Source organism: Protofrankia sp. CiP3 (assembly GCF_917627345.1).
Lineage (GTDB): Bacteria > Actinomycetota > Actinomycetes > Frankiales > Frankiaceae > Protofrankia.
Genome location: NZ_CAKJTM010000012.1, coordinates 68,344 through 91,186, shown reverse-complemented (window position 1 = coordinate 91,186; position 22,843 = coordinate 68,344). Strand labels below are relative to the sequence as shown.

The window sequence follows — 22,843 nt, the reverse complement described above, 5'->3', positions numbered from 1 at the left end:
TATCCGTTTTTTTCGCGTTTCCTGGGCATATACGCCCTTTACCTGGGGGGCAGGACATGCCCACCGACGACTTCGGGCGCTGGCTGAGCGACGATGGCGCGTGGGTGTGGGACGGCGCGGCCAAGATGTGGCGTCCGCGGGCGACGGCCGGTGATCCCGGTGACGCGGGTGGGCCTGTGACGGGGCCATCGGAGCGATCCGGTCCACCGGCGCGACGCGCGGATGACTTCTTTGCGGTGGAACGGGTCGGCGAGACCGACGACCGTCCGCATCAGCCGTCGGACCGAGAATCATCCTGGGATGTCACCGCTCCGGCATACCAGCCCTCGGAGCGTGACCCTGGCCGGCGCTCCGACTCGGGTTCGCCCGCACGGCCGGCGGTTGCCGCGGTCGACCCCTTTGACGTCTCCTCCACCCGTGACCGACCGCTTCCTCCCGCGTACCCCTCCGTTGAACACCAGCCGTATCTGGTCCGTCATGAACCGTGGACGGATGGTTCGCCGAACCAGGTTGATCCTGGGCGAGGCGTGCCAGGCCTGCCAGGAACGCCAGCCGGGCACGGACCTGGGAGCGGGCGCTGGGATCTGTCGGTGGGCAGCGCCGACGACGGGCACTCCGCGCGCGGCGCTGGTCTGGCCTGGCAGCCCTCGCCCGCGGGCCCAGGCACGGGCCGGGATCCCGGCGTGCGTGACCGCCAGCCCGAAGTTCCCCGCGGTTTCGGGCCCAACCGTTCGGAGGCTGTCGGCTCCGCTGACGCCAGGCGCAACTGGCCGCCAGCCGACGACCGGCTAACGGCCTTCCCCGCCGCTGGTCAGGCCGTATCTGGTGCGCAGGCGTTCCAGCCGTTGGGGAACGCCACCGGCGCGGCCGGGGACCGGCCGGCCGGCGGCTCGACGACCGGCCCGCCGCCCCCTCGAGGGTTCGCGGGCGCTACCGGGCACCCTGCGGACCATGGGAGCAGTGGATATACGCCTACCGGTGCCGATGGTCCGCCGAGGGGCGGGCCTGCTGGCGGCGCGAATGGCTACACCGGTGGCCAGCAGCCGGACGGTTATGGCGTTCCGCAGGGTGACAGCTATGCGATCAGCGGTCACCAGCCTCCCGATTACTCGGGATCCGCGCGCGGCGCTGCCGGTGGGCGTGATGCCATCGCCCGCTCCGGCCGGCCCGTTGACGCCGGCAGCCAACGAGGCTCCGGCAACAGGGCGTTCGATCAGACAGCGGAGTCCGGGCGGATGGATCGCGAGGCTGCGCAGGGAGGCGCCCTGGGCTGGGCGTCGACTGACGAGCCGGGTTCCCCGTCCATCGCGCGGCGATGGACGGGGAACGATGACGCGAGGCGCCGCCCGGAGGCCGCGAGCCGGACAGTCCTGTTGCCGGAGCCTCCCAGCCCGGCCGAGCCCAGTGCGGGCGGATACTCCGGCTATCCGCCAGGTAGGCCGGTTCCTCGCCGCTCCGGCACGGACGATCGGGCCTTCGCGCCACCGGACGGGCCCGCGCGGACGGCCGCGAGACGAGCGGATGCCAGCGGCCGTGTCACGGTCCCCCCCCCGCCTCACCGGGGCCCGGCCGGACCTCGCGTTGATCCGCTCACCGCGCCGCGAACACCACTGGGGCCGGCGACCGTACCGCCGGTAACCGCACCGCCGATGCCTGCCCTGCCGCCGGCTCCGCCCTCGTCGGGGAGCCATGCGGCTGGCACGGCGGCTGGCACGCCTGAGCTGGACCGGGACAGTCCTCACCCCTCGCGGGCTCCCGCTTGGGACAGCGGTCCGCTGTCCCAGGGCGTGCCACCTGCCGCGCTGCCGCCTCAGCCGCCGGTGGAAGCCGCGATGACCGAGGCTTTGAGGCTGGAGCCCGCGCCGGAGAGTGTTGAGGACGACGGTTGGAAGCCGTCCACCACCGTCCGGAAGAAGACGGACCGCGGTGGTGCGGCACCCCCGCGAGTATCGTCCGCGCGGGCGTCGTCCGCCGACGCGATCTCAGACATGGCGACGAAGGGGGTGAAGGAACGCCGCCAGGCACTGAGCGGGCGGACAGCGGTCTCCGCGAGGCGTGGCGGCAACGCCCCCGGCAGTCGGCGTGGCGCGGCGAGCCGGACCGACTTCGGCCCTGATCTCACCGGCGACACCGACCTGATCGACGATGCTGATATTGATCTTGACGACGATGATGACTACCCGTCCGGAATCTTCGCGCGCTATCGACACGGCTGGGTGGGCCCGCTCGCGATCGCGGTATTGGTATCACTCGTCGCGATCGGCGTGTATGTCATGTTGACCGGTGGAAAGAGGGCCTCGGACGCGGCGCCGAAGTCGGTGGCGTCCACCTCGCGCTCCGAGGGGTCGCAGACATCGACGACGAGTAATCCGGACGCGGCTGCGGGGCTGGCACTGATCGATGGCGCCTACCGTTGCTACCAGGCGGACAGCGCGGACCTCAAGCCGCTGGCGGCACTTCCGGACAAGCTCGTGGTCCCGATGGGGCGAGGGGCCTACAGCTGGAACGCTCAGCAGGGTACCTACACGATCGCCAAGAACAGCCTGAGCACCGAGACCGAGATCTTCGCCGATGTGCAGTTCACCGCTGGGCCGCTCAAGGACGTCAAGGCGTTGTTTTTCAACCGTGTGCGACAGGGCGAGGCGGGCAAGGACGTGGGTGGTCTGACATTCGAGGACGGGACCAACCGGTGGTGTGCGATCAATTAGCGCGACCGGCAAGAGAGGCGTGGATCAAGGAGCGGGGCTGGGATGCCTGCACCCGTGGTTCGCCGGGCCGTCCCGGCGGATCCAGGCAGCCCGGCCGAGGGCGTTCTGGCCGGTCTCGGTGATCGCCTGCTCCGGTGGCCGTGCCGAGCGTCAGAACAACGGGTGACAATGCACGATGCAGGGAACAAAACTCCCCTTTTGATCTCCTGGATACGTGTTGACCAGGACCCAGTGCCCAGGTTTCAACCTGGGTGCGGCAGGATCAGGTCCCATGCTCCGATCTGACCGTGTGACCGGCGCTGACCCGGTACGACCTGGCAGCCTTTCGGACTCCGGCGTCTGCGCCACGACCAGCTCGTATCGTCCGGTCATGGCCCGACCGGACGGTTGGGGCGGTGGCTCCCTGGACCGCCGGAAGCTGCTGGGCCTGGCTGGAATGACCGCCGCCGCCCTGCCGCTTGCCGCGTGCGGTGGGGGCTCCGACGGATCGAAAGCGTCGAGATCCATCCGGATCGGTTATGTGAGCCCGCAGACCGGGTCGTTGGCCGCATTCGGCGTCGCGGACAGGTACGTCACCGACTCGATGCGTTCCTTCTACCGGCGTGGCCTGACCATAGGCACTCGGACCTACCCGGTGGACATCATTTTCCGGGACAGCCAGTCCGACCGGACCAGAGCGGCGCAGGCGGCCAGCGACCTGATTTTCATCGATGGTGTGGACGTCGTGCTGGTCGGGTCGACGCTGGACACGGTCAACCCGGTTGCGGACCAGTGCGAGGCGAATGAGGTGCCATGCATCTCCACCGCGGCTCCATGGCAGTCGTGGTTCTCCGGCCGCGGTGGCGACCTCACGAAGCCGTTCAAATGGACCTATCACTTCTTCTGGGGCCTGGAGGATGTGATCCAGGTTTACCTGGGAATGTGGGCGCAGCTCGGCACCAACAAGAAAGTCGGGGCGCTGTGGCCAGATGACCCCGATGGCAGGGCGTTCGCCGGGGCCTTCCCGCAGGCGATTGCCGGGCATGGCTACTCCTTGGCGGCGCAACCCGCGATCCCGGCCAACACAACAGATTTCAGCCCGTTGGTGAGCCAGTTCAAGAGCAAGGGCGTGGATATCCTGACCGGGGTGATGACAGCGGCCGACTTTGCCTTGTTCTGGCGGGAGGCAGTCCGGCAGGATTTCAAGCCAAAGATCGTAACGGTGGCGAAGGCATTGCTGTTCCCGGCGTCGGTCCTGGAGCTCGGAACGAATGCGAGCAACCTTGGCACCGAGGTCTGGTGGTCACCTGTGCACCGTTTTCGGAGCTCGTTGACGGGGGCCACCCCCCAGGCGCTCGCCGACGACTTCACCGCGAAGACCGGGAAGCCATGGCTGCAGACCCTTGGCTTCGTGCACGCGCTGTACGAGGTTGCCACCGAAGCGCTGGCCCAGGTCGGCTCCCTCGGTGACCGGGCGGCACTCGCGGATGCCATCGGTAAACTGCGTATCAACACGATAGTGGGGCCGCTCGCCTTCGGCGGTTTGGCGAACATCCCCAAGAACGTCGCGAAGACGCCTTTGGTCGGCGGTCAGTGGCGCCAGGAAGAGGACAAGGGCTACAAGCTTGTGATCGTCGGTGAAGATTCGGACAGCAGCATTGTTTCGCAGTCGGACCGGGTGCAGCAGTACAGCTGATGCGATAAAGGAGTGGGGCCGACAGTATCCCAGCCGCCTGCGGCTGTGACATCCCGCACGGTCGAGGGCGGGTAGTATTCTTCCGGGTCGCCCTCGACCGGCTGCGGGCCCGGGTTCAGGTCCGCGCTACCGCTCGGGACATGGTGTGTTCGACCACCGAGATGAGTGCGCTTTTCGTGGAGTCACGGTTCCGCGCGTCGCAGGTGATGATTGGTACGGCCTGGTTGATCTGCAAGGCCTCCCGAACATCGTCGATGGAATGCCGCAGGATACCGTCGAAGCAGTTCACGCCCACAACGAACGGCAGCTGTCGCTGCTCGAAATAGTCGACCGCGGCGAAACAGTCGGCCAACCGCCGCGTATCGGCCAGCACGATGGCACCGATCGCGCCGCGGACGATGTCGTCCCACATGAACCAGAAACGGTACTGTCCTGGCGTACCGAACAGATACAGGATCAGATCCTCATCCAGGGAGACCCGCCCGAAGTCCATGGCGACGGTGGTTGTCGTCTTGTCGGTCAGGTGGGTCAGGTCGTCGACGTGCGCCCCGGCTTCGGTCATCACAGCCTCAGTGCGCAGGGGCACAATCTCCGACACCGAACCCACGAAGGTCGTCTTGCCGGCACCGAAACCGCCAGCAACAACAATCTTGACTGATGTCGTGGCGACGGATGAATTGACCCGTCGGTGGTCAGAGTTTTCGAAGGCCACTGAGAACCCTTTCGAGCAGCGCGAGGTCTGGCGCCTCGTCGCGGTCCGGTTGCTGGTGTACCCGGACGTAACCTTCGTCCGCCATGTCGCCTACCAGCACCCTTGCGACGCCGAGGGGAACCCGCAGGCCGGCGGCGATCTCCGCGATCGATCGCACATGCTGGCACATGGCGGCAATTGTCTGTTGCTCCAGGGCAAGGTCAATTGCCCGTTCCTCGCCGAGGGTTGTCGTGAAGACCAACGCCTCGATGGCAAGTTCGTACCGTGAGCGCGTTCTTCCACCGGTCATCGCGTAGGGACGGACAACCGGCCCGGGGGCGTTCTCGGGATCAATGCTCACCCTGACCCCCTGTGTTCCCGTCGGTTCACCGCGGAAGGATCCCCTGCAGCTCGGCCCGTAGTGCCGGCGTCAGAACGTCCATCGCCCGGGTTACCAGCAGTGCCATCTCATAGCCGACAAGCCCGATGTCGCACGACGGCGCCGCGAGGACCGCCATGCTGGCGCCGTCGCTGATCGCCATGATGAACAGGAAGCCGTGCTCCATCTCGACGACAGTCTGCGTCACGTTGCCCGCTTCGAAGACACGGGCAGCGCCCTGTGTCAGGCTCACCAGACCCGAGGCGACGGCCGCCAGCTGGTCCGCGCGGTCGCGGGGGAATCCGTCCGATACGGCCAGAAGCAGACCATCCGCGGAGACCACCACGGTGTGCGCGACACCGGGCACCCTCTCGACGAAGTTATTGATCAACCAGTTGAGGTTCTGTGCGTCTGAGCTCATGGGCGTCACATGTCCTCCTGGGCATCCCGGCGAGGAGCGGCGTCCCTGGTGACGTCGCGCCCTTGCCGAACGCCTTGATAGAAGCTGGCGAGCCGGCCACCGACTGCTTCCGGAGACCGAGGGGGCGTGTCCGGTGGACGGCGCCGTGGCCCGGGTTCGGCGCTACCCGGCACGAGGTGGGTCATCGGGACCCGCAACGGCAGACCGGCCCGAGTCGTTCCGCTGGATGCGGGCTGACGGGCGGCCTCGGCCGCCTGCCAGCCCGCATCACCGGCGGAGGACCAGGAGATCGCCCCGGGGGCGGCGGAAGCCGCCGTGGCGTCGCCGACACCGGTGACCATCGCGCTCGACATCGGCTCTGGTGAATAGGCCGGGGGGGCACCCATCCCCGCACCGGCGCGTACCGGGAGCTCAGGGGGTGCCGCATCCTGGCTGGTTGCCGGGGCAGGGTTCGCAAGCCGGCCTGGGGGCGGGAAGGAGGAACCGGGGCGGCTGCTCTCGCCGCCGGCAATCGTGTTAGCACGGCCACCGAGACGGCTCAGCGGCTCTGCCGGGCGTGAGTCACCACGCTGTACCGCCGGGCCACGGTTGATCGTCGGGCCTGGACGGCGCAGCGGGGACGGCGGTGGCACAGCCCGCCGGGTCGGGAGCGCCGGTGCGGGGGAGCGCCGCTGGAACCAGGCCGACACCGAGTCGAAGATGGGAGTTGTGTCGGCATCGTCCAGCTCGTGTTCAGCACCTTGATCATCTTTGGCGCTTGCCTGGACGAAGGATGAATCGTCCAAGGGGGCGTCGGTCTGATCTGGACTGAAATCGTCAGACTGGTCGCCGGCCATCGGCATGGCGCCGGTCGAGCGTCCGCCGTCGTATGCCTTGTGCGTCACGGCGGCCCGGCCGAAGGTGGGATCGGCGTTGGCCTTCGGAGCACCCCACACCGTGTCCGGGGCGACGTGATCCGCGGGTTCTGACATCCCGAAGCCGGTGGGGCCCATTGCGGGCTGTCTGTTACCGATCGGTCCGGTGCTGATCGGTCCGGTGCTGATCGGTCCGGTGCTGATCGGCCCGGTGTCCGATGCGGCCGGCCAAGACGAAGCACTCGGCCCGCGGGGGATCTCATAACCGTCGCTGGAAGGTCCGGTCGCGGCTGGGAAATCGATTCCCGACCGGTCGCCGGCGATGATGTGCTGCGGGCCGGTAGTGCTGGACAGAGCGTCCGGGCCTGGCTTCATACCTCCGAAACGGGCGGAGCCCACGTCCAGTCCGCCGCTTCCCGCCTGGCGGAATCCGCTGTCGGCCGGCATGCCGTCCGCTCCGGGACGCCGTCCCCGGTCCCGGTCGTCCTGGGACGCCATGTGCGGCGCCGGGGACGGAAGAGGCGGGAATCCCAGCTGCGGCTCGGCGGATCTCGGATCGCTGCCGTTCAACGGGGCATGCCCGTTGAGCTGGGCAGCGCCGTTGGAGAACGCGCTGTCCTTGGCTGGCGTCCTGCCGTTGGCCGTGAAGGTGCCGTTGGCGGTGAAGGTGCCGTTGGCCATGGCCGCGGGGAAAGCGTTGTCGGCCGCTGGCCGGCTGCCAACCGATGGGCGACCGCCACCGACAGTACTCGCCGGCCGTGCGGGGGCGCTTGACGACGGATCACCGGCGACAACTTTGGCTGGTAGCCGCACCACGGCGGTTATGCCGCCGGAAGTTGATTCCCGAAGCTGGACGCGAATGCCGTGCCGGGTGGCCAGCCGGCCTACCGCGAACAGACCCATCGTCCGGGATACCGACACGTCGACGACCGGTGGGTTGGCAAGGCGCTCGTTGACACGCTCGAGGTCCTTGGCCGGCATGCCGATGCCACGGTCCTCAATTTCGATCATTGCCCCCGCGCCGGGACCGAGCGAATGGCTGGTGACCAACACCTCTGTTGCCGGCGGCGAGAACGATGTCGCGTTCTCCAGCAGTTCGGCGATGAGGTGCACGACGTCACTCACCGCGTGTCCGGCGATCGATACCGGGGCCGCGGCCGACTGTTTCACCCTCGTGTACTGCTCCACCTCGGAGATGGCGGCGAGGACGACCTCGTTGAGCGGGACGGGGTGGGTCCAGCGGCGAGCGGTGTCGGTACCGGCGAGGACCAGCAGGCTCTCGTTGTTCCGCCGCATACGGGTGGCGAGGTGGTCGAGTTTGAACAGGTTGGAGAGCTGGTCGGGGTCCTGCTCCCGGTTCTCCAGATCGTCGATCAGCCGTAGTTGCCGTTCGACCAGGCCCTGGCTTCGTCGGGACAGGTTGACGAACATCGCGTTGACGTTGTTTCGCAGGACCGCCTGCTCGGAGGCGAGGCGGACGGCTTCCCGGTGTACCTCGTCGAACGCACGGGCGACTTCACCGATCTCTTCCTCGGTGTCGATACCGACCGGCTGGATGTTGGTGTCGATGTCCTGGTCAGTGGAGTCACGCAGGCGACGGACGGCTTCAGGCAGGCGGCTGCCGGCGATGTCGAGCGCCGCCGCGCGCAGTCCGAGGAGCGGCCGGACCAGGGAGCGGGCCACGATCATTGTCATGAGGAGGGCCGCGGCCAGGATGAAAACGATGAGCAGACCGGCTACCAGCGCCTTGCGCTGAATAGTCGAACGAAGCGTCTGAACCCGGCTGTCGGTGTCGCTGAAAAGGGAGGTCAGGACCTTGTGGTTGAGGTCCATCGTTTGTTGGGTCGACCTCAGCCATTTCTGGGCGTCCAGGTCGAGGGGCTGCCCAACTCGTCCGGTCAGCACGGTCTGCGAGTTGTCGTTGGCCTGCGACACGTCCTGACCGGTAACGGTCGTCCCGTACAAATCGCGCTGCGGGCCGGTTGCCGCGCCCTCGAAGCGGGAAATCTGGCTTTCGCGCTCAGTGTGGAATCCGACGAACGCGCGATAGTCGCTGTTATCGAACTGCTGCTTCTGTAGAATGCCGTAGACCAGCGCCTGCTGAGCGGCCAGCAGTTCCCCGGAGCGGGCAATCGCGTCCGCGCTCGTCACGTCCGCCAGCAGCGACCCGTCGTCCTGACCCTGCGGAATGAGGGCAGCCAGGTTGACAAGACTGTTGATAATAGTTGTATAGGTCACGGTGACGGTGTCCGGGTCGACGACAGTCAGTGCCGTCGCGCGCACGTTCTGTCGGCGGGACAGCCGGTCGGCGGCTGCTTGGATTGCCGCCCGGGTCTGCTCACTGAAGCCATTCTGGCGGCCCCTGGTGGTGTCCTCGTAGTCACGGGCGGCCTGGTCGACCCGGGCCTGTGCCGCTTTGACCGCGTCGAGGGAACGCTGTTGCCCCGCGCTCGCGACATAGCCGATCGTGTAGGTGCGTTCCCGCTCCAGTTCGAACGTGAGGGTGGTGGCGGCGCGACTGATTTGGATCATGTTGCGGACTCTGTTGATCTGCTGGGTGCTGCTGAGGACCGCATTGGCCCCCTGGGAGGCATTGACCAGGATGGCGATCATTGGAACGGCGAGAATCGCGATCAGCTTGGTCCGGACCCGCCAGTTCGCCGGGGTGGCGGCGTTCGCCGCTATCCGCCGCAGGCCGCCGGGGGCCGCCGGGGTAATCGTAGGCACACCGACGCGATGCCCACCGTCGTCGGCGGGCTCCTCCGGCGTCATTGGGGATGCCGCGGGCGCGTCGACGCCCCTGCTGGCTATCGGTTGTCTGCGCACGTACCTTCGCAACCTCTCCGCCAGCCTCCCGGAACACGTCGTACCAGGATGGCTCGGTATCGGGCCCGGATGTCCCTCGACAGGCACCTTAGCGGTACGGACAGGCGACCCGAAAGACGCCTACCCTAGGGTAGCCACCCAAAGGCTATAGGATCATGGTTTTCTCGGCACGGCCGGAAGTGTGGGAACTGTTGCCCACTTCCCGCTCGATGCGGTGGCTGTGTTCCCGCCGAACCCAGGAGTGGTTCCCGCCGAACCCAGGAGCGGCCGGACGGGCATGGGCCGATACTAGTTGATGGTAGTCGTGAATGCCGGAATCGTTACGATCGGCCAGTGCGCACGGCCGCTGTCCGGCGATCCGGGTGGTGCCCCGGCCGGGACTCATGCGGACACCCGTCACGGCACGGCTGCGGGAAAGGATCAATGTCCGCGCGGCCGTGGGCCCGTGCCGCTTCGTAGGCTGACGCCGTGAACACCGCCGTGAACACCGCAGCCTCGCAGCCCGCCGGGCGTTCGACCGGTACCGATCCGGGGTTCCGCCCCGTCCATGACCGGGTTCTGGTCGTGGACTTCGGTGCCCAGTACGCTCAGCTCATCGCCAGGCGGGTGCGCGAGTGCCATGTGTATTCGGAGATCGTGCCGTGGGATCTTCCGGTCGAGGAGATCATCGCTCGGCGTCCCGCCGCGATTATCCTTTCGGGCGGGCCGAAGTCGGTGTACTCACCGGGCGCGCTGGCGGTGGATCCGGCGCTGTTCGGTGCCGGTATCCCGGTCCTGGGCATCTGCTACGGCCATCAGGTGATGGCGCACGCGCTGGCCGGGACGGTCGCGCGCACGGGTGTCGCGGAGTATGGAGCTACCCCGCTCGCGGTCACGGCTGCGGGCGTCCTGTTCGCGGATCTGCCCGTCGCCCAGCAGGTGTGGATGTCTCACGGCGACTCGGTGACGGCACCACCACCTGGCTTCGTGGTCACCGCGGCGACCCCGGCAACCCCGGTCGCGGCCTTCGAGAACACCGAACGCCGGCTGTTCGGCGTCCAGTTTCATCCCGAGGTCGCGCACACCGACTGGGGGCTGGACATCCTGCGGCACTTCCTGTTCGCCGGTGCCGGGTGCCGGCCGGACTGGACCACGCTCAACATCGCGGATGAGGCGGTGGCGGCGGTGCGTGCTCAGGTCGGTGGCAGCCGGGTCATCTGCGGGCTGTCCGGTGGGGTGGATTCGGCGGTGGCTGCGGCCGTTGTGCACAGAGCCGTGGGTGATCAGTTGACGTGCGTGTTCGTCGATCATGGCTTGTTGCGTGCTGGCGAGGCCGAACAGGTCGAGAAGGACTTCGTTGCCTCGACCGGCGTTGAGCTGCTCCAGGTGAAGGCGGCCGACCGGTTTGCCGCCGCGCTTGCCGGTGTCACCGATCCCGAGCGTAAACGTAAGATCATTGGTCGGGAATTCATCCGGGTCTTCGAGGCCGCGGCCCGCGAGCTCGAGACACGGGCCGAGAGCGAGGGAACCCAGATTGAGTTCCTCGTGCAGGGGACGCTGTATCCGGACGTCATCGAGTCCGGTTCACCGACCGCGGCGAAGATCAAATCGCACCACAATGTGGGTGGTCTTCCCGACGATCTGCGTTTCAACCTGGTGGAGCCGTTGCGCACGCTGTTCAAGGACGAGGTGCGCAGGCTCGGCGAGGAACTCGGGCTGCCCGAGGAGATTGTCTGGAGGCAGCCCTTCCCAGGGCCTGGCCTTGCTGTCCGGATCATCGGTGAGGTTACTGTTGAGCGTCTTGAGGCCTTGCGGGCCGCGGATGCGATTGTGCGCGCGGAGATCCGTCGTGCCGGGTTGGACCGTGAAATCTGGCAGGTGTTCGCGGTGCTGTTGGCCGGCGTCCGCTCGGTCGGGGTGCAGGGGGACGAGCGCACGTACGGGCACCCGGTTGTCCTGCGTGCGGTCACCAGCGAGGACGCGATGACTGCCGATTGGGCTCGGCTGCCCTATGAGCTGCTTGAACGCATCTCCAACCGGGTGGTCAACGAGGTCGCCCAGGTGAATCGGGTGGTCTACGACATCACCTCGAAACCCCCTGGCACCATCGAGTGGGAGTAGCCCCGGGTGGCGTGGGGGTGGCCCTGGGTGGCGATGCGGCCGGTTCAGGCCGCGGGTGTGCGCAGCGACTCGGCCGCCAGCGCCCGTACGCGGCCAGCGGTCGCCTGGTCGATGTTCCCGCCGGACAGGACCACCGCGGTCGGGCCCTGCGCACAGCCCGGATGGCGCAGCAGCGCCGCGGCCCCGGCGGCACCAGCCGGTTCGACCGTCTGGCCATCGCCCTGGGCCAACATCACCATCGCTTCCCAGAACGCCTCCTCATCAACCGTGACCATGTCATCCACCAGGTCCGCGGCGAGGGCCAGCGGCAGACTGCCCGGGCTCCGCACGGCCATGCCGTCCGCGATCGTCGTGGCCGGTACCCACAGCCGGTGCCCGCGGCGCCAGGAGCGGACGAAAGCGGGGGCGCCCGCTGCCTGGACACCGATCACCCGCACATCGGCGCGGCGCTGTCTGAGCGCTGTCGCGATACCCGCGATCAGCCCGCCACCACCAACGCCGACCAGCACGGTACGCAGCCCCGGTATCTGCTCGATCAGCTCGAGCCCGATCGTGCCCTGACCGGCGATCACTATCGGGTCGTCGAAGGGGTGTACGAGCAGCCCGCCGAGGTCGTGCGCGGCGGACTCGGCGGCAAGCAGAGCGGCGTCGACGTCGCCTGAGACAAGTTCGACGTGAGCGCCGAATCGCCTGGTTCGAGCGATTTTTGTAGGATTTGCCCCGGCTGGAACGAAGATCGTCGCTGGAACGCCGAAGCGGGCCGCCGCGTAGGCCACGCCCTGGGCGTGGTTGCCAGCGCTGGCGGCGACCACGCCACGCGCACGCACCTTGGGGTCCGCGAGGGCGATCCGGGTGAAGGCGCCGCGCAGCTTGAACGAGGCGGTGCGCTGTTCGTTCTCGCATTTGCACCACACCGGCACGCCGGTCAGGCGGGACAGGTGCGCGCTGCGCACGACCCGGGTGCGCTGGGCCACCCCGGTGAGCACAGCCGCGGCCCGGTCGACGTCGATGCCGGCGATGTCGATGCCGGCATTGGGGACCTCCGCGGCCGGCTGGTCGGCACGGCGGCCGCCTGGGGGCGGGCCGGGTTTTGACGGGGTCTCGGCAGCGGCGCCATCACTGCTGGTCGGCGCCTGGGTGGCGGCTGGTCGGCTCATCGCTGCTCTCCCGATGGCTCGGCGACCATCTGCTGCATGGTCGCGGCAACAAAAAAGCCCCCCGTCGGCATGGCAGGAGGGCAAGGCGCACGGACCCGGAGCGCTGGTTCGTCAGGCGGGTTCGCGCGCCCAGAAAATAATCATAAGATGCTGCGCCACCCGCTCAGGATGCTCGCTCGTGCCGATGGTCGTCAAACCGGATGCCCGAGATCCTCCTGACTGTGCCGGCGGCCGCCCGCTCGGCCAGCTGATCGATCCCGGGATGGCCCGCGGATCGGAGCGGCCTGGATGCCGATCTGGCGCTACGCCCTGTCGTGAGGCCTACCGGTGCCTCGTAGGGTGTCGAGTGTGCATCGCTGCCAGAACTGTCGGACGTCGAACATATGATCGATTTGCTATGAGTACTCTTTCCGGCGGTCCGTACGCCGACTTCGATGATGCCGGCGCTGACGCCGGTTTCGACCCGGGCGAGCAGGCTGGTCGTCCCGCTCCGCGACTCGATCCCGATGTCCTGCTGGGGGGGCTGAACCCGCAGCAGCGGGCCGCGGTCGTCCATGCCGGTTCGCCGCTGCTCGTGGTCGCGGGCGCGGGATCGGGCAAGACACGGGTGCTCGCGAACCGGATCGCCTATCTGTTGGCCGTGCGCGAGGTCCGCGCTGGCGAGATCCTCGCGATCACGTTCACCAACAAGGCCGCGAACGAGATGAAGGAGCGGGTCACCGCGCTGGTCGGTGCCCGGACGCGGGCGATGTGGGTCAGCACCTTCCATTCCGCCTGCGTGCGTATTCTGCGGTCGGAAGCGGCGCGACTCGGGTTCACCAGCAGTTTCTCAATCTACGATGCGGCCGACGCGCAGCGGCTGCTGGCGTTGGTCGCTCGCGATCTAGACCTTGATCCCAAGCGCTACCCTCCCCGCGCGCTCGCCGCCGGGATCAGCAACCTCAAGAACGAGCTGATCGACTGGGAGACCGCCCGCGACCGGGCGGTGAATCATGTCGAACGGGCCACCGCCGAGGCCTACGGCATTTATCAGCGCCGGCTCGCGGAAGCGAACGCGTTCGATTTTGATGATTTGATCATGTCTGTCGTGAACCTGTTGCAGGCATTCCCGGAGGTCGCCGAGCATTACCGGCGCCGGTTCCGGCACGTTCTCATCGATGAGTACCAGGATACCAATCACGCTCAGTACGTGCTCGTACGGGAGCTGGTCGGCCGCGTATCCCCACTGACCGTGGACGGTGAGCCGGTCCGCCCAGGCGCGGGGAGCCATGGTGTGGAACCGGCCGAGCTTTGTGTGGTCGGTGATGCCGATCAGTCGATTTATGCCTTCCGGGGCGCGAACATCCGCAACATCGTCGAGTTCGAACAGGACTATCCTGACTCGACCGTGGTTCTGCTGGAACAGAACTACCGTTCCACGCAGACGATCCTGCTGGCGGCCAACGCGGTGATCGCCCGTAACGGGCAGCGTAAGCCCAAACGGCTGTGGTCGGACGCGGGCGACGGTGAGAAGATTGTCGGTTACGTCGCCGACAGCGAGCACGATGAGGCCGCGTTTGTCGCCGCCGAGGTCGATCGGCTCACCGACGCCGGCACAGCCAGGCCAGGTGACGTCGCTGTCTTCTACCGGACCAATGCCCAGAGCCGTGTCTTCGAGGAACTGTTCATGCGGGTCGGGCTGCCCTACCGAGTGGTCGGCGGAGTGCGTTTCTACGATCGGCGTGAGGTCCGGGATCTCCTCGCCTATCTGCGGGTGCTGGCCAATCCGGCGGATACGGTGAGTCTGCGGCGTATTCTCAACGTGCCCAAGCGGGGCATTGGCGAGCGTGCCGAGACGATGCTCGCCGTCTTTGCCGAAAAAGAACGGATTCCGTTCGCCGACGCCCTGCGCCAGGCGGCGGAGATCCCGGGCCTGCCTACCCGTTCCGCGACCGCGGTCCGTGGTTTCGTGGACCTTCTCGCCGAGCTGCGGGCGGTCGGGGAGGCCGGTCCGGTAACGGCGCTGGAGGCGGCCCTGGAACGAACCGGGTACCTCGCCGAACTGACCGCGCAGGAAAACATCGAGGCCGCGGGACGGGTGGAGAACCTGCAGGAACTCGTCAGCGTGGCCCGGGAGTTCACCGAACGCTTTCCGCAGGGTTCACTTGCGGACTTTCTGGCCCAGGTCTCCCTGGTCGCCGATGCCGACCAGATACCCGACCCCGCTGACGGCGGAGCCGGGGTCGTCACTTTGATGACCCTGCACAGTGCAAAGGGGCTGGAGTTCCCGGTTGTTTTCCTGACCGGGCTGGAGGACGGTATGTTCCCGCATATCCGCACGCTCGGCAGCCCGACCGAGCTTGAGGAGGAACGTCGCCTCGCCTATGTCGGCATCACCCGCGCTCGGGCCCGGCTCTACCTGACCCGGGCGCATGTCCGCAGTGCCTGGGGGCAGCCGGCGTATAACCCACCGTCGCGTTTCCTCGACGAGGTGCCGACGGAGCTGATTACCTGGCAGGAGAGCACACGACCGCCGTCGCCCGTGTCCGCGCCGCGGGTGTCGGGGTGGGGCTCGGCGTCCGCTGGGCCGTCGTCGGCGAAGGCCGGCGGACTACCCGGCCGCCGGCCTTCGCCGGTCCCACGTCCCATTCCCGATCTGACCACGGGTGACCGGGTCAACCACGACACGTTTGGGCTGGGCCAGGTTGTCGCCATGGCGGGATCCGGTGACAATCTGGAAGCCAGTATTGATTTTGGGGATGGCACGGGAACCAAACGGTTGCTCCTGCGTTTCGCACCCGTTGAAAAGCTCTGACCAGCTGTCACGCTGGTGTCGCGTAACGCAGGCAGCTTTTAGAGGGGGTTTGAGATCGTCATTCCGGTGCGCTAGTAGGTCACGCCGTGTTCGGCGAGCCAGGCCAGCGGGTCGATCTTCATGCCGTCCTGGCCGTTGAGCCGGACCTCGAAGTGCAGGTGCGGGCCGGTCGAATAACCGGTTGAGCCTTCCAGGCCGATCTGCTGGCCGGTGGCGACCACCTGGCCGACCCGGACATCGATGCGTGACAGGTGGCCGTAGCAGGTGACAATTTTGTTTTCGTGCATGATCTGTACGAAGTTGCCGTAGCCGGACTCCCATCCCGCATAGATGATTGTGCCGCCGTGGGCGGCGACGATCCGGGTGCCCAGCGCGGCTCCAAGGTCAATGCCGGGGTGGCCGTTGGCACCGCCAAACCGCTGGGTGAGACGGGCCTCGACAGGCCGCACCCAGCGCAGCGCGTCATCCTGATCGCGTGCGGTCCGCTCGGCCGCATTCCGTCGTTGCACGAGGAGGATGGACAGCTGGGCCAGCGCCTCATCGCGGTCAACCCGGTCAGCCTGGACCCGGAGCCGCATAGCCGCGCCGTCGTTGTCGAGCTGTGCGACCAGGGCCGGGTCACTCAGGCCATCGGTCGCGCTCTCGGCCTGGCCGGCGGCCGAAGGCGCCCTGACGGTCCCAAGCCGGGTGAGGGATGGCGGTTCGGAGTGCGCGATGCCGGTTGTGTTGACCATGGCGATGCCAAGCGTCGACACAACAGCCGAGGCAACTCCGGTGCGACGCAGTTGGGCCAGGGGCGCCGTTCGCCGGCCGCGACCGAACGATATCCCACGTCTCGCGGGCGCACCGTGCTCACGGTGTCGCGCGGAGCTATGGGCAGGGGGCTGCGACAACCCGGACTCACGCTCCTGTTGGTCGACAAGGCTCCAGCCACGGCACCGTGCGGCAGGAGGGGGGATCCCGTAAACCGATGAAGACGCTACACCGGCCAAATCATGACTTTGTCGCCACCCCACGCCAAGGGGACGTAGTGACAGTGAGCGTAACATACGTCGCTTTTTGCAGCCATTGCGTCCAACATGATTGGATCATGTTGGACGGCTCCCGGTGCCAGAGCGACCGCCAGGATCGGGAACAGGGGCTGGAACAGGCTCCTAGCGGGCTTCGGAGCGTGCTGCCGCCTTCGGCCGCTGTCCCTCCGGTCGTTCCCTGCCGGTGTCGGGACGTTCCGCGTCACCATCGAGGTGGGCCAGCACGTTCGCAATCTGGTGGACAACGTCAAGATTGAACGGCAGTGAATGATGGCCGACACCAGGCAGCCGAACATTGCGGACGCTGAGGTCCGGGTGGTGAAGAAGCGCTGATTCGGTCGGGCGGATCACCGTGTCCAGGTCACCGGAAAACGCCAGGAAGCGCGTCCGGCAGGCTGGTGCGGGCTCGGCCAGTTCCCGGATTACGTCCGAATCTGGGCGTAACTGGCGCAGCAGGGTGTAGGGCACCATTGGCGGGAGCATCCGGGCGAGGCGGGTACCTTCGTGCGGAGTTCCCAGGGTCACCAGCGTGTGGACGTGTTCGTCGCCGCCCAGTTTCTGGACGTAGTAGCGTGCGACCAGGCCACCGAGCGAGTGGGCGACGATGTGTATGCGCCCGTGTCCGGTCTGCTCGCATGTGGTTTCAACCATCTTGGCAAGCCGGCTGGCCGCTGTGGGTATGTCCGAGGTGAACAGGGGCAGGTTCACGGTGGCGACGTGTTCAAAACCGCGCCGACGCAGTGACCGGTGCAACCGGGTGAAAATGGACCTGTTGTCAATCAGGCCGTGCACCAGCAGGATCGGCGTGCCCGCGGCTTCTATGTCGCCGATGAGCAGGCCGCGCCGCAGCGGTGACAGCCCCTCGAGCGTGTAGCGCCGGACGGGTTCACGCAGTTTCTCCGAGACGACCCCGACCGGATAGAAGGCGACATGGGTCGCCACCCAGGTGGCTTCCAGGACCATCCCGCGGACCGTCGCGGGCACGTCGAGCAGCCCGCGTGTCACTTTTGCGCTGTGGTGAGCCGTGGTCGCACCGAAGGATCTGGCGATCCTGCCCACCACCGTGTCGGTCCGGCCCAGTTGACGTTTGTCGATTACCCCTTCTCCCGTCCGTGCGTGGATAGCCGCCGGAAGAACCGGCCAACCGGAGCAGCGCGATGATCCAGGGCCGTTTGATCGCGAACCGAGCTGTCGGCTACTCTCGTGGTGACTCTTCGTGTTGCTGGAGGTTCTGCGGATCATTGTCACGCCTACTGTGACCGAGAGTACAAACGGACCTGATGGCTGTCGACTGTTTCTGCGCTGGTCGGCCCCGTCAGCCCGGTCAGCCCGGTCGGCAACGGCGTGCTTCTCCGGACGCGCGACGCTAGCCTGCTCGGGGCCTCCGGTCGTGTGCGAGGACGATGATCGCGTGGCTGCTGGCCTACTGGATTCCGCGAGCCCGCAACCGCGGGTGAGGAGCTGTGACCGTGTGGCCGGGGGCTGGGCGGCCCACCGAGAGATGCTGTTTCCCAGCACCCTGTTACGGAAGTCGATGTCACGGATCGCAAGGAGGCGGCGTGAGCGGAAACGGTGAGCGGATCCGGGTTGTGGTTGCCAAGCCGGGTCTCGACGGTCATGATCGCGGTGCCAAGGTGATCGCGCGTGCGTTGCGGGACGCGGGCATGGAGGTCGTCTACACCGGCTTGCACCAGACACCCGAGCAGATCGTCGAGACCGCCATCCAGGAGGATGCCGACTGCATCGGTCTCTCGGTGCTCTCAGGCGCGCACATGACCCTGTTCGCGCGCCTGATGGAGCTGCTGCGGGAGCGTGGCGCCGACGACATCGTGGTGACCGGCGGCGGTATTATTCCAGCCGCCGACATCCCCGAGCTGAAGGCGCTCGGAGTGGCCGAGATATTCACTCCGGGAGCGACGACCAGCGAGATCGTCGACTGGATCCGTTCGCGGGTGGCTACGGTGCACGCGCTCTGACCTGGTTGGACCATGTTGGATCACGTGCGGATCGGTTCTTGACCGAGTTGTTGGTTTGTTTTAGATCTTCCTTGTACGTACCAGGCGGGCCTGGTCGGTCAGGTGGGCGCCGGTTCTGGCTGAGGTAGTGGGGCAGGGTGGCCTCCCGCTCGGGCCTGTGATTTCCGACCTGACCCGATCAGGCGCTCCCAGTGGCCCGTTCGCCCTGGTAGTGGGGATGCGTCTCCGCATCGCCGGAGCCGCGCGTGGTGCTGGCTCGGGCGGCGGTCCCGCGGTTGTCGGGATCACCCCAGCCTCGTTGACCCTCTTGCCGGGCGCTCTTAGGATCTTCGTGATGAGGGTCGCCTGCTCGGTGTGATCGCGGTGTCGGCTGCCACAAAGTAGGGCGCCCGGTGGCGGGTACGGGTGATGATGGTGCTGTCCCGGACATGCGTGACCGTCTGTCGCGACAGCCAGCGCGGCTACCGCGACGGGCAACTCAGTAGGCTCGGGATGCTTCTCATCTTCGTGAACTTTCAAACGTTCGATCCTGACCACCGATCTCGTATCCGACTGGACGGACTGTGGATCTTTTCGAATATCAGGCGAAGAAGCTGTTCGCCGATCACGGCGTTCCCGTGCCTTCCGGCAAGGTCGCCACGACCCCCGGCGAGGCGCACGCCATCGCCACCGATCTCGGCGGTCGCGTTGTCGTCAAAGCGCAGGTCAAGACCGGCGGCCGGGGCAAGGCCGGCGGAGTGAAGGTCGCCGACGGTCCGGCTGACGCCACCACCAAAGCCACCGCCATCCTGGGGATGGACATCAAGGGCCATACCGTCCACTCGGTACTGGTGGAACAGGCGAGCGACATCGCCGAGGAGTACTACGCCTCCTTCTTGCTCGATCGGGCAAACCGGACATTTCTTGCCATGTGCTCCCGCGAAGGTGGGATGGAGATCGAGGAGGTCGCGGCGACCAAGCCCGAAGCCCTCGCCCGCATCCCGATAGATCCGCTGACCGGGGTCGACGCGACCGTTGCCCGCCAGATCGCGGTTGCCGCGAAGCTGCCCGAGGCCGCTCTCGACGGCGCCACCGAGCTCCTGGTGAAGCTATGGGATGTCTTCGTCAAGTCCGACGCCACGTTGGTGGAGGTCAATCCGCTGATCCTGACCGCCGATGGCCGTGTGGTGGCCCTGGACGGCAAGGTCAGCCTGGATGAGAACGCCTCCTTCCGCCACCCGGACCACGCGGGCTTCGTCGATGTCGCGGCGGTGGACCCCCTTGAGCGGCGGGCCAAGGAGAAGGACCTCAACTACGTCAAGCTGTCCGGACAGGTCGGGATCATCGGTAACGGTGCCGGCCTGGTCATGTCCACGCTGGACGTCGTCACCTACGCCGGTGAGGAGTTCGGCGGTCAGCGGCCGGCGAACTTCCTCGACATCGGTGGTGGCGCGTCCGCGCAGGTGATGGCGGACGGCCTGTCGATCATTCTTTCCGACCCTGCGGTCAAGAGTGTTTTTGTGAACATCTTTGGTGGTATCACCGCCTGCGACGCGGTCGCGAACGGTATCGTGCAGGCCCTCAAGATCGTCGGTGACGTCGCCACGCCGCTGGTCGTGAGGCTGGACGGCAACAACGCGGACGAGGGCCGGCGCATCCTCACCGAGGCGAACCTCGATGCGGTCAGGTCGGTGGACACCATGGACGGTGCGGCGAAGCTCGCCGCCCAGCTCGCCGCGGCCGCGGCCTGAGCGGACGGGAAGAGGCTTCCGACAATGGCAATCTGGCTGGACGAGACGTCCAAGATCCTGGTTCAGGGCATCACCGGTTCCGAGGGGCGCAAGCACACCGCCCGGATGCTGCGCGCGGGGTCATCGATCGTCGGCGGTACCAACCCCAAGAAGGCGGGCAGCGAAGTCGAGGGTGTCCCGGTCTTCGCGACCGTGGCCGAGACGATCGAGAAGACCGGCGCGAACGTCTCCGTGGTCTACGTCCCGCCAGCGGGGACGAAGGCCGCCGTGATCGAGGCCATCGACGCGGGCATGCCGCTTGTCGTGGTCATCACCGAAGGCGTCCCGGTGCATGACACCACTGACTTCTGGGCGTATGCGCAGGCCAAGGGCAACACGACGCGGATCATTGGCCCGAACTGCCCGGGCATCATCAGCCCCGGCAGGTCGAATGCCGGCATCATTCCGGCGGACATCACCCCGCCCGGCCGTATCGGTCTGGTCAGCAAGAGCGGTACGTTGACCTATCAGATGATGTACGAGCTGCGGGACTTCGGCTTCTCCACCGCGGTCGGTATCGGTGGTGACCCCGTCATCGGCACGACTCACATCGACGCTCTCAACGCGTTCCAGGCCGATGACGGCACCGACGCGATTGTGATGATCGGTGAGATCGGCGGTGACGCCGAGGAGCGTGCCGCCGCGTACATCGAGGCGCACATCACCAAGCCGGTCATCGGCTACGTCGCGGGCTTCACCGCGCCGGAGGGCAAGACGATGGGCCATGCGGGGGCGATCGTCTCCGGATCGTCAGGCACGGCGCAGGCCAAGAAAGAAGCTCTTGAGAAGGCGGGTGTACGGGTGGGCAAGACTCCTTCGGAGACCGCCCGTCTCATGGCTGACGTCATGCGTTCGTTCTGAAATCCTGAAGCATCCCGTAACCGGGTGTGCTCCCGCTGTTTCGGTGGCGGTTCACACCCGGTTACGGCGTTCCACGTCGCGTCAGGTCCCTCGGGGGAAATTTTCAGTATCGGACCTGAACCACGGATGGGATCATGACGTCTCGGGGCACAGCGGCTACCGTGGTAGGGGTGGCTCCGTCAGGCCACCGTTGATCGTATGAAGTGAGGTCATTCCGTGCCACGTCTCGCCGGTCGTGACGTATCCAATAATGATCTCGGCGTTCTCGTCGCCGGTGCCGTCTTGTTCATCGTCTCGTTATTCAACTGGTTCTCGTTCGGCCGGCTCGCGGAGAACGCGTGGGGAGTGGGCTTTTTCGCCTATAGCGGCGTAGAGCTCGGGCTGCTCGCGACCGGGCTGGTGGCGCTGCGTGCCTTCGCCCGTGTCCAGCTGCCGGCCGTGGGCGCGGACTGGATTCTGGTCATTGCCGGGACAGCGGCGCTTGGCACAATTATGATCTTTCTTAAAGTGCTGTTGGGGTTTGGGAACCTCCATCGTGCCGCCGGGCTTTGGCTGGGGCTCATCGCGTCCGCCGCGATCACGGCCTTCGCGGTTCTCAGCGTGTTGGCGAGCGGGTACACGCTGCCCGGGCAGGGCGGCCGTGGCCGTGCGCGGTTCCCGGCCACGCCAGGTACCCGCTACGACTCGTCGGGCCGCCCCTTGCCGGGCGGGTATGGCGAACCAGGCAGCTACGGGCAGCCTCCGCAGAGCGGCTACGGACAACCTGGTCCGCATGGCCAGCCGCCTTACGGCCAGCCACCCTCCTACGGCCAGCCGCCTTACGGCCAGCAGCCACCCTACGGCCAGCAGCCACCCTACGGCCAGCCGCCCTACGGTCAGCGGGACCAGTAGACAGGCCGCTCGCGGTAGCCTTCCGGGCGGGCTGCCGGTGGTCGGTTCCGGTGGTTGAGTGGGGCTGGCCGCCCATGCGGCGGCTGTTCAGGGCGTGCCGCTGTTCATGGGCGTGCAGCGTGCGCACGCACCTCACCGGCTTGAGGCGGGTGGGTTTTTGAGCACTTCGTCGAAGCGTTGTTGGCAGACCGCGGGGTCCTGGCTCGTGTCCCTCCGACAGTCCTGATACCGGCGCAGGTCATCGCCATGCCGCTCGTAGAAGGTCCAGGTGCCGCCGACAAGAAGCAGCGCGATGAGAGTGGAGAGCACGCCCAGCGCCAGTCCAGCTGTTGCGACACCGCCGCCCGCACCGCCCATCCGCCGCGCGCGGGAACGACCGAACATGCCAACGACCACAGCGGCGATTCCGGCCAGGCCGCCGATGCCGATCCAACAGGTCGCGACACCGAGCAGGCCCAGTGCCAGGGCCAGACCGCCAAAGTTGTTCCGGGATCCGCCCGGATGATCAACATGCGTATGCCGATACTCGGTAGGCCGCGAGCCGTCGCTGGGGGCGGCGCCCGGCCGTGGTTCCTTCGGCACTACCATGGCAGGCCCTCCCAGCTGCGGCAACGGGCATCATAACGGGTCACGGCGCCCGCGGGTATGCGTGCTCATCCGTCCCCCCACCGGTGCGGCACCCCGCCAGCGGGGGAGTTTTCGCGGCGCGA

16 protein-coding genes are annotated in these 22,843 nt (G+C 67.1%); 8 read left to right on the top strand and 8 right to left on the bottom strand.

Annotated features, from left to right (window positions below; translation table 11 throughout):
• Positions 1–56 precede the first annotated feature (56 nt).
• On the top strand, positions 57–2,708 hold the full coding sequence (locus MJ797_RS07165) for a hypothetical protein (RefSeq protein WP_239333006.1): 2,652 nt from the start codon (positions 57–59) through the stop codon (positions 2,706–2,708).
• Between the two features lie 370 nt (positions 2,709–3,078).
• Positions 3,079–4,383 (top strand): ABC transporter substrate-binding protein, encoded by a 1,305-nt coding sequence (locus MJ797_RS07160; RefSeq protein WP_239333004.1) that lies wholly within the window; start codon positions 3,079–3,081, stop codon positions 4,381–4,383.
• A 115-nt stretch (positions 4,384–4,498) separates the two neighbouring features.
• Here MJ797_RS07160 and MJ797_RS07155 read toward each other — a convergent pair whose 3' ends face one another.
• The 4 genes from MJ797_RS07155 to MJ797_RS07140 are packed head-to-tail and all read right to left on the bottom strand — an operon-like array spanning position 4,499 to position 9,554.
• Positions 4,499–5,095, bottom strand: a complete 597-nt coding sequence (locus MJ797_RS07155; RefSeq protein WP_239310872.1) for an ATP/GTP-binding protein — start codon at positions 5,093–5,095, stop codon at positions 4,499–4,501.
• A complete protein-coding gene (locus MJ797_RS07150) occupies positions 5,076–5,435 on the bottom strand; it encodes a DUF742 domain-containing protein (protein ID WP_239310871.1) in 360 nt (119 codons plus the stop codon). Before MJ797_RS07150 ends, MJ797_RS07155 begins: the two co-directional genes overlap by 20 nt.
• A 25-nt stretch (positions 5,436–5,460) precedes the next feature.
• A complete protein-coding gene (locus tag MJ797_RS07145; protein WP_255720431.1) occupies positions 5,461–5,883 on the bottom strand; it encodes a roadblock/LC7 domain-containing protein in 423 nt (140 codons plus the stop codon).
• Positions 5,880–9,554 (bottom strand): nitrate- and nitrite sensing domain-containing protein, encoded by a 3,675-nt coding sequence (locus MJ797_RS07140; RefSeq protein WP_239333002.1) that lies wholly within the window; start codon positions 9,552–9,554, stop codon positions 5,880–5,882. Before MJ797_RS07140 ends, MJ797_RS07145 begins: the two co-directional genes overlap by 4 nt.
• A 468-nt stretch (positions 9,555–10,022) precedes the next feature.
• On the opposite strand from MJ797_RS07140, the gene guaA reads away from it, so the two are divergent.
• Positions 10,023–11,654: a glutamine-hydrolyzing GMP synthase gene (gene guaA / locus MJ797_RS07135; protein ID WP_374581639.1), complete on the top strand. Its 1,632-nt coding sequence runs from the start codon at positions 10,023–10,025 to the stop codon at positions 11,652–11,654.
• Between the two features lie 44 nt (positions 11,655–11,698).
• Here guaA and MJ797_RS07130 read toward each other — a convergent pair whose 3' ends face one another.
• Complete coding sequence (locus tag MJ797_RS07130) at positions 11,699–12,811, bottom strand: threonine/serine dehydratase (RefSeq protein ID WP_239333000.1); 1,113 nt, start codon at positions 12,809–12,811, stop codon at positions 11,699–11,701.
• 397 nt (positions 12,812–13,208) lie between these two features.
• On the opposite strand from MJ797_RS07130, the gene pcrA reads away from it, so the two are divergent.
• Positions 13,209–15,605: a DNA helicase PcrA gene (gene pcrA / locus MJ797_RS07125; protein ID WP_239332998.1), complete on the top strand. Its 2,397-nt coding sequence runs from the start codon at positions 13,209–13,211 to the stop codon at positions 15,603–15,605.
• Between the two features lie 71 nt (positions 15,606–15,676).
• On the opposite strand, the gene MJ797_RS07120 is transcribed toward pcrA, so the two are convergent.
• Entirely contained in the window at positions 15,677–16,339 is a 663-nt protein-coding gene (locus tag MJ797_RS07120) for a M23 family metallopeptidase (RefSeq protein WP_239332996.1), read from the bottom strand.
• 420 nt (positions 16,340–16,759) lie between these two features.
• On the bottom strand, positions 16,760–17,695 hold the full coding sequence (locus MJ797_RS07115) for a triacylglycerol lipase (protein ID WP_239332994.1): 936 nt from the start codon (positions 17,693–17,695) through the stop codon (positions 16,760–16,762).
• Between the two features lie 500 nt (positions 17,696–18,195).
• On the opposite strand from MJ797_RS07115, the gene MJ797_RS07110 reads away from it, so the two are divergent.
• The 4 genes from MJ797_RS07110 to MJ797_RS07095 all read left to right on the top strand — a co-directional run bounded on the left by MJ797_RS07110 (position 18,196) and on the right by MJ797_RS07095 (position 22,133).
• A complete protein-coding gene (locus tag MJ797_RS07110) occupies positions 18,196–18,612 on the top strand; it encodes a cobalamin B12-binding domain-containing protein (protein ID WP_239308615.1) in 417 nt (138 codons plus the stop codon).
• A 563-nt stretch (positions 18,613–19,175) separates the two neighbouring features.
• The gene (gene sucC / locus MJ797_RS07105; RefSeq protein ID WP_239332992.1) at positions 19,176–20,342 is read left to right on the top strand and encodes an ADP-forming succinate--CoA ligase subunit beta; all 1,167 of its coding nucleotides are present in this window, start codon (positions 19,176–19,178) and stop codon (positions 20,340–20,342) included.
• A 24-nt stretch (positions 20,343–20,366) separates the two neighbouring features.
• A complete protein-coding gene (gene sucD / locus MJ797_RS07100) occupies positions 20,367–21,242 on the top strand; it encodes a succinate--CoA ligase subunit alpha (RefSeq protein WP_239308617.1) in 876 nt (291 codons plus the stop codon).
• Between the two features lie 216 nt (positions 21,243–21,458).
• Entirely contained in the window at positions 21,459–22,133 is a 675-nt protein-coding gene (locus MJ797_RS07095; RefSeq protein ID WP_239332990.1) for a hypothetical protein, read from the top strand.
• Between the two features lie 132 nt (positions 22,134–22,265).
• Here the strand turns inward: MJ797_RS07095 and MJ797_RS07090 are convergent, their stop codons facing one another.
• Positions 22,266–22,721 (bottom strand): hypothetical protein, encoded by a 456-nt coding sequence (locus MJ797_RS07090; RefSeq protein ID WP_239332988.1) that lies wholly within the window; start codon positions 22,719–22,721, stop codon positions 22,266–22,268.
• Between the last annotated feature and the right edge of the window lie 122 nt (positions 22,722–22,843).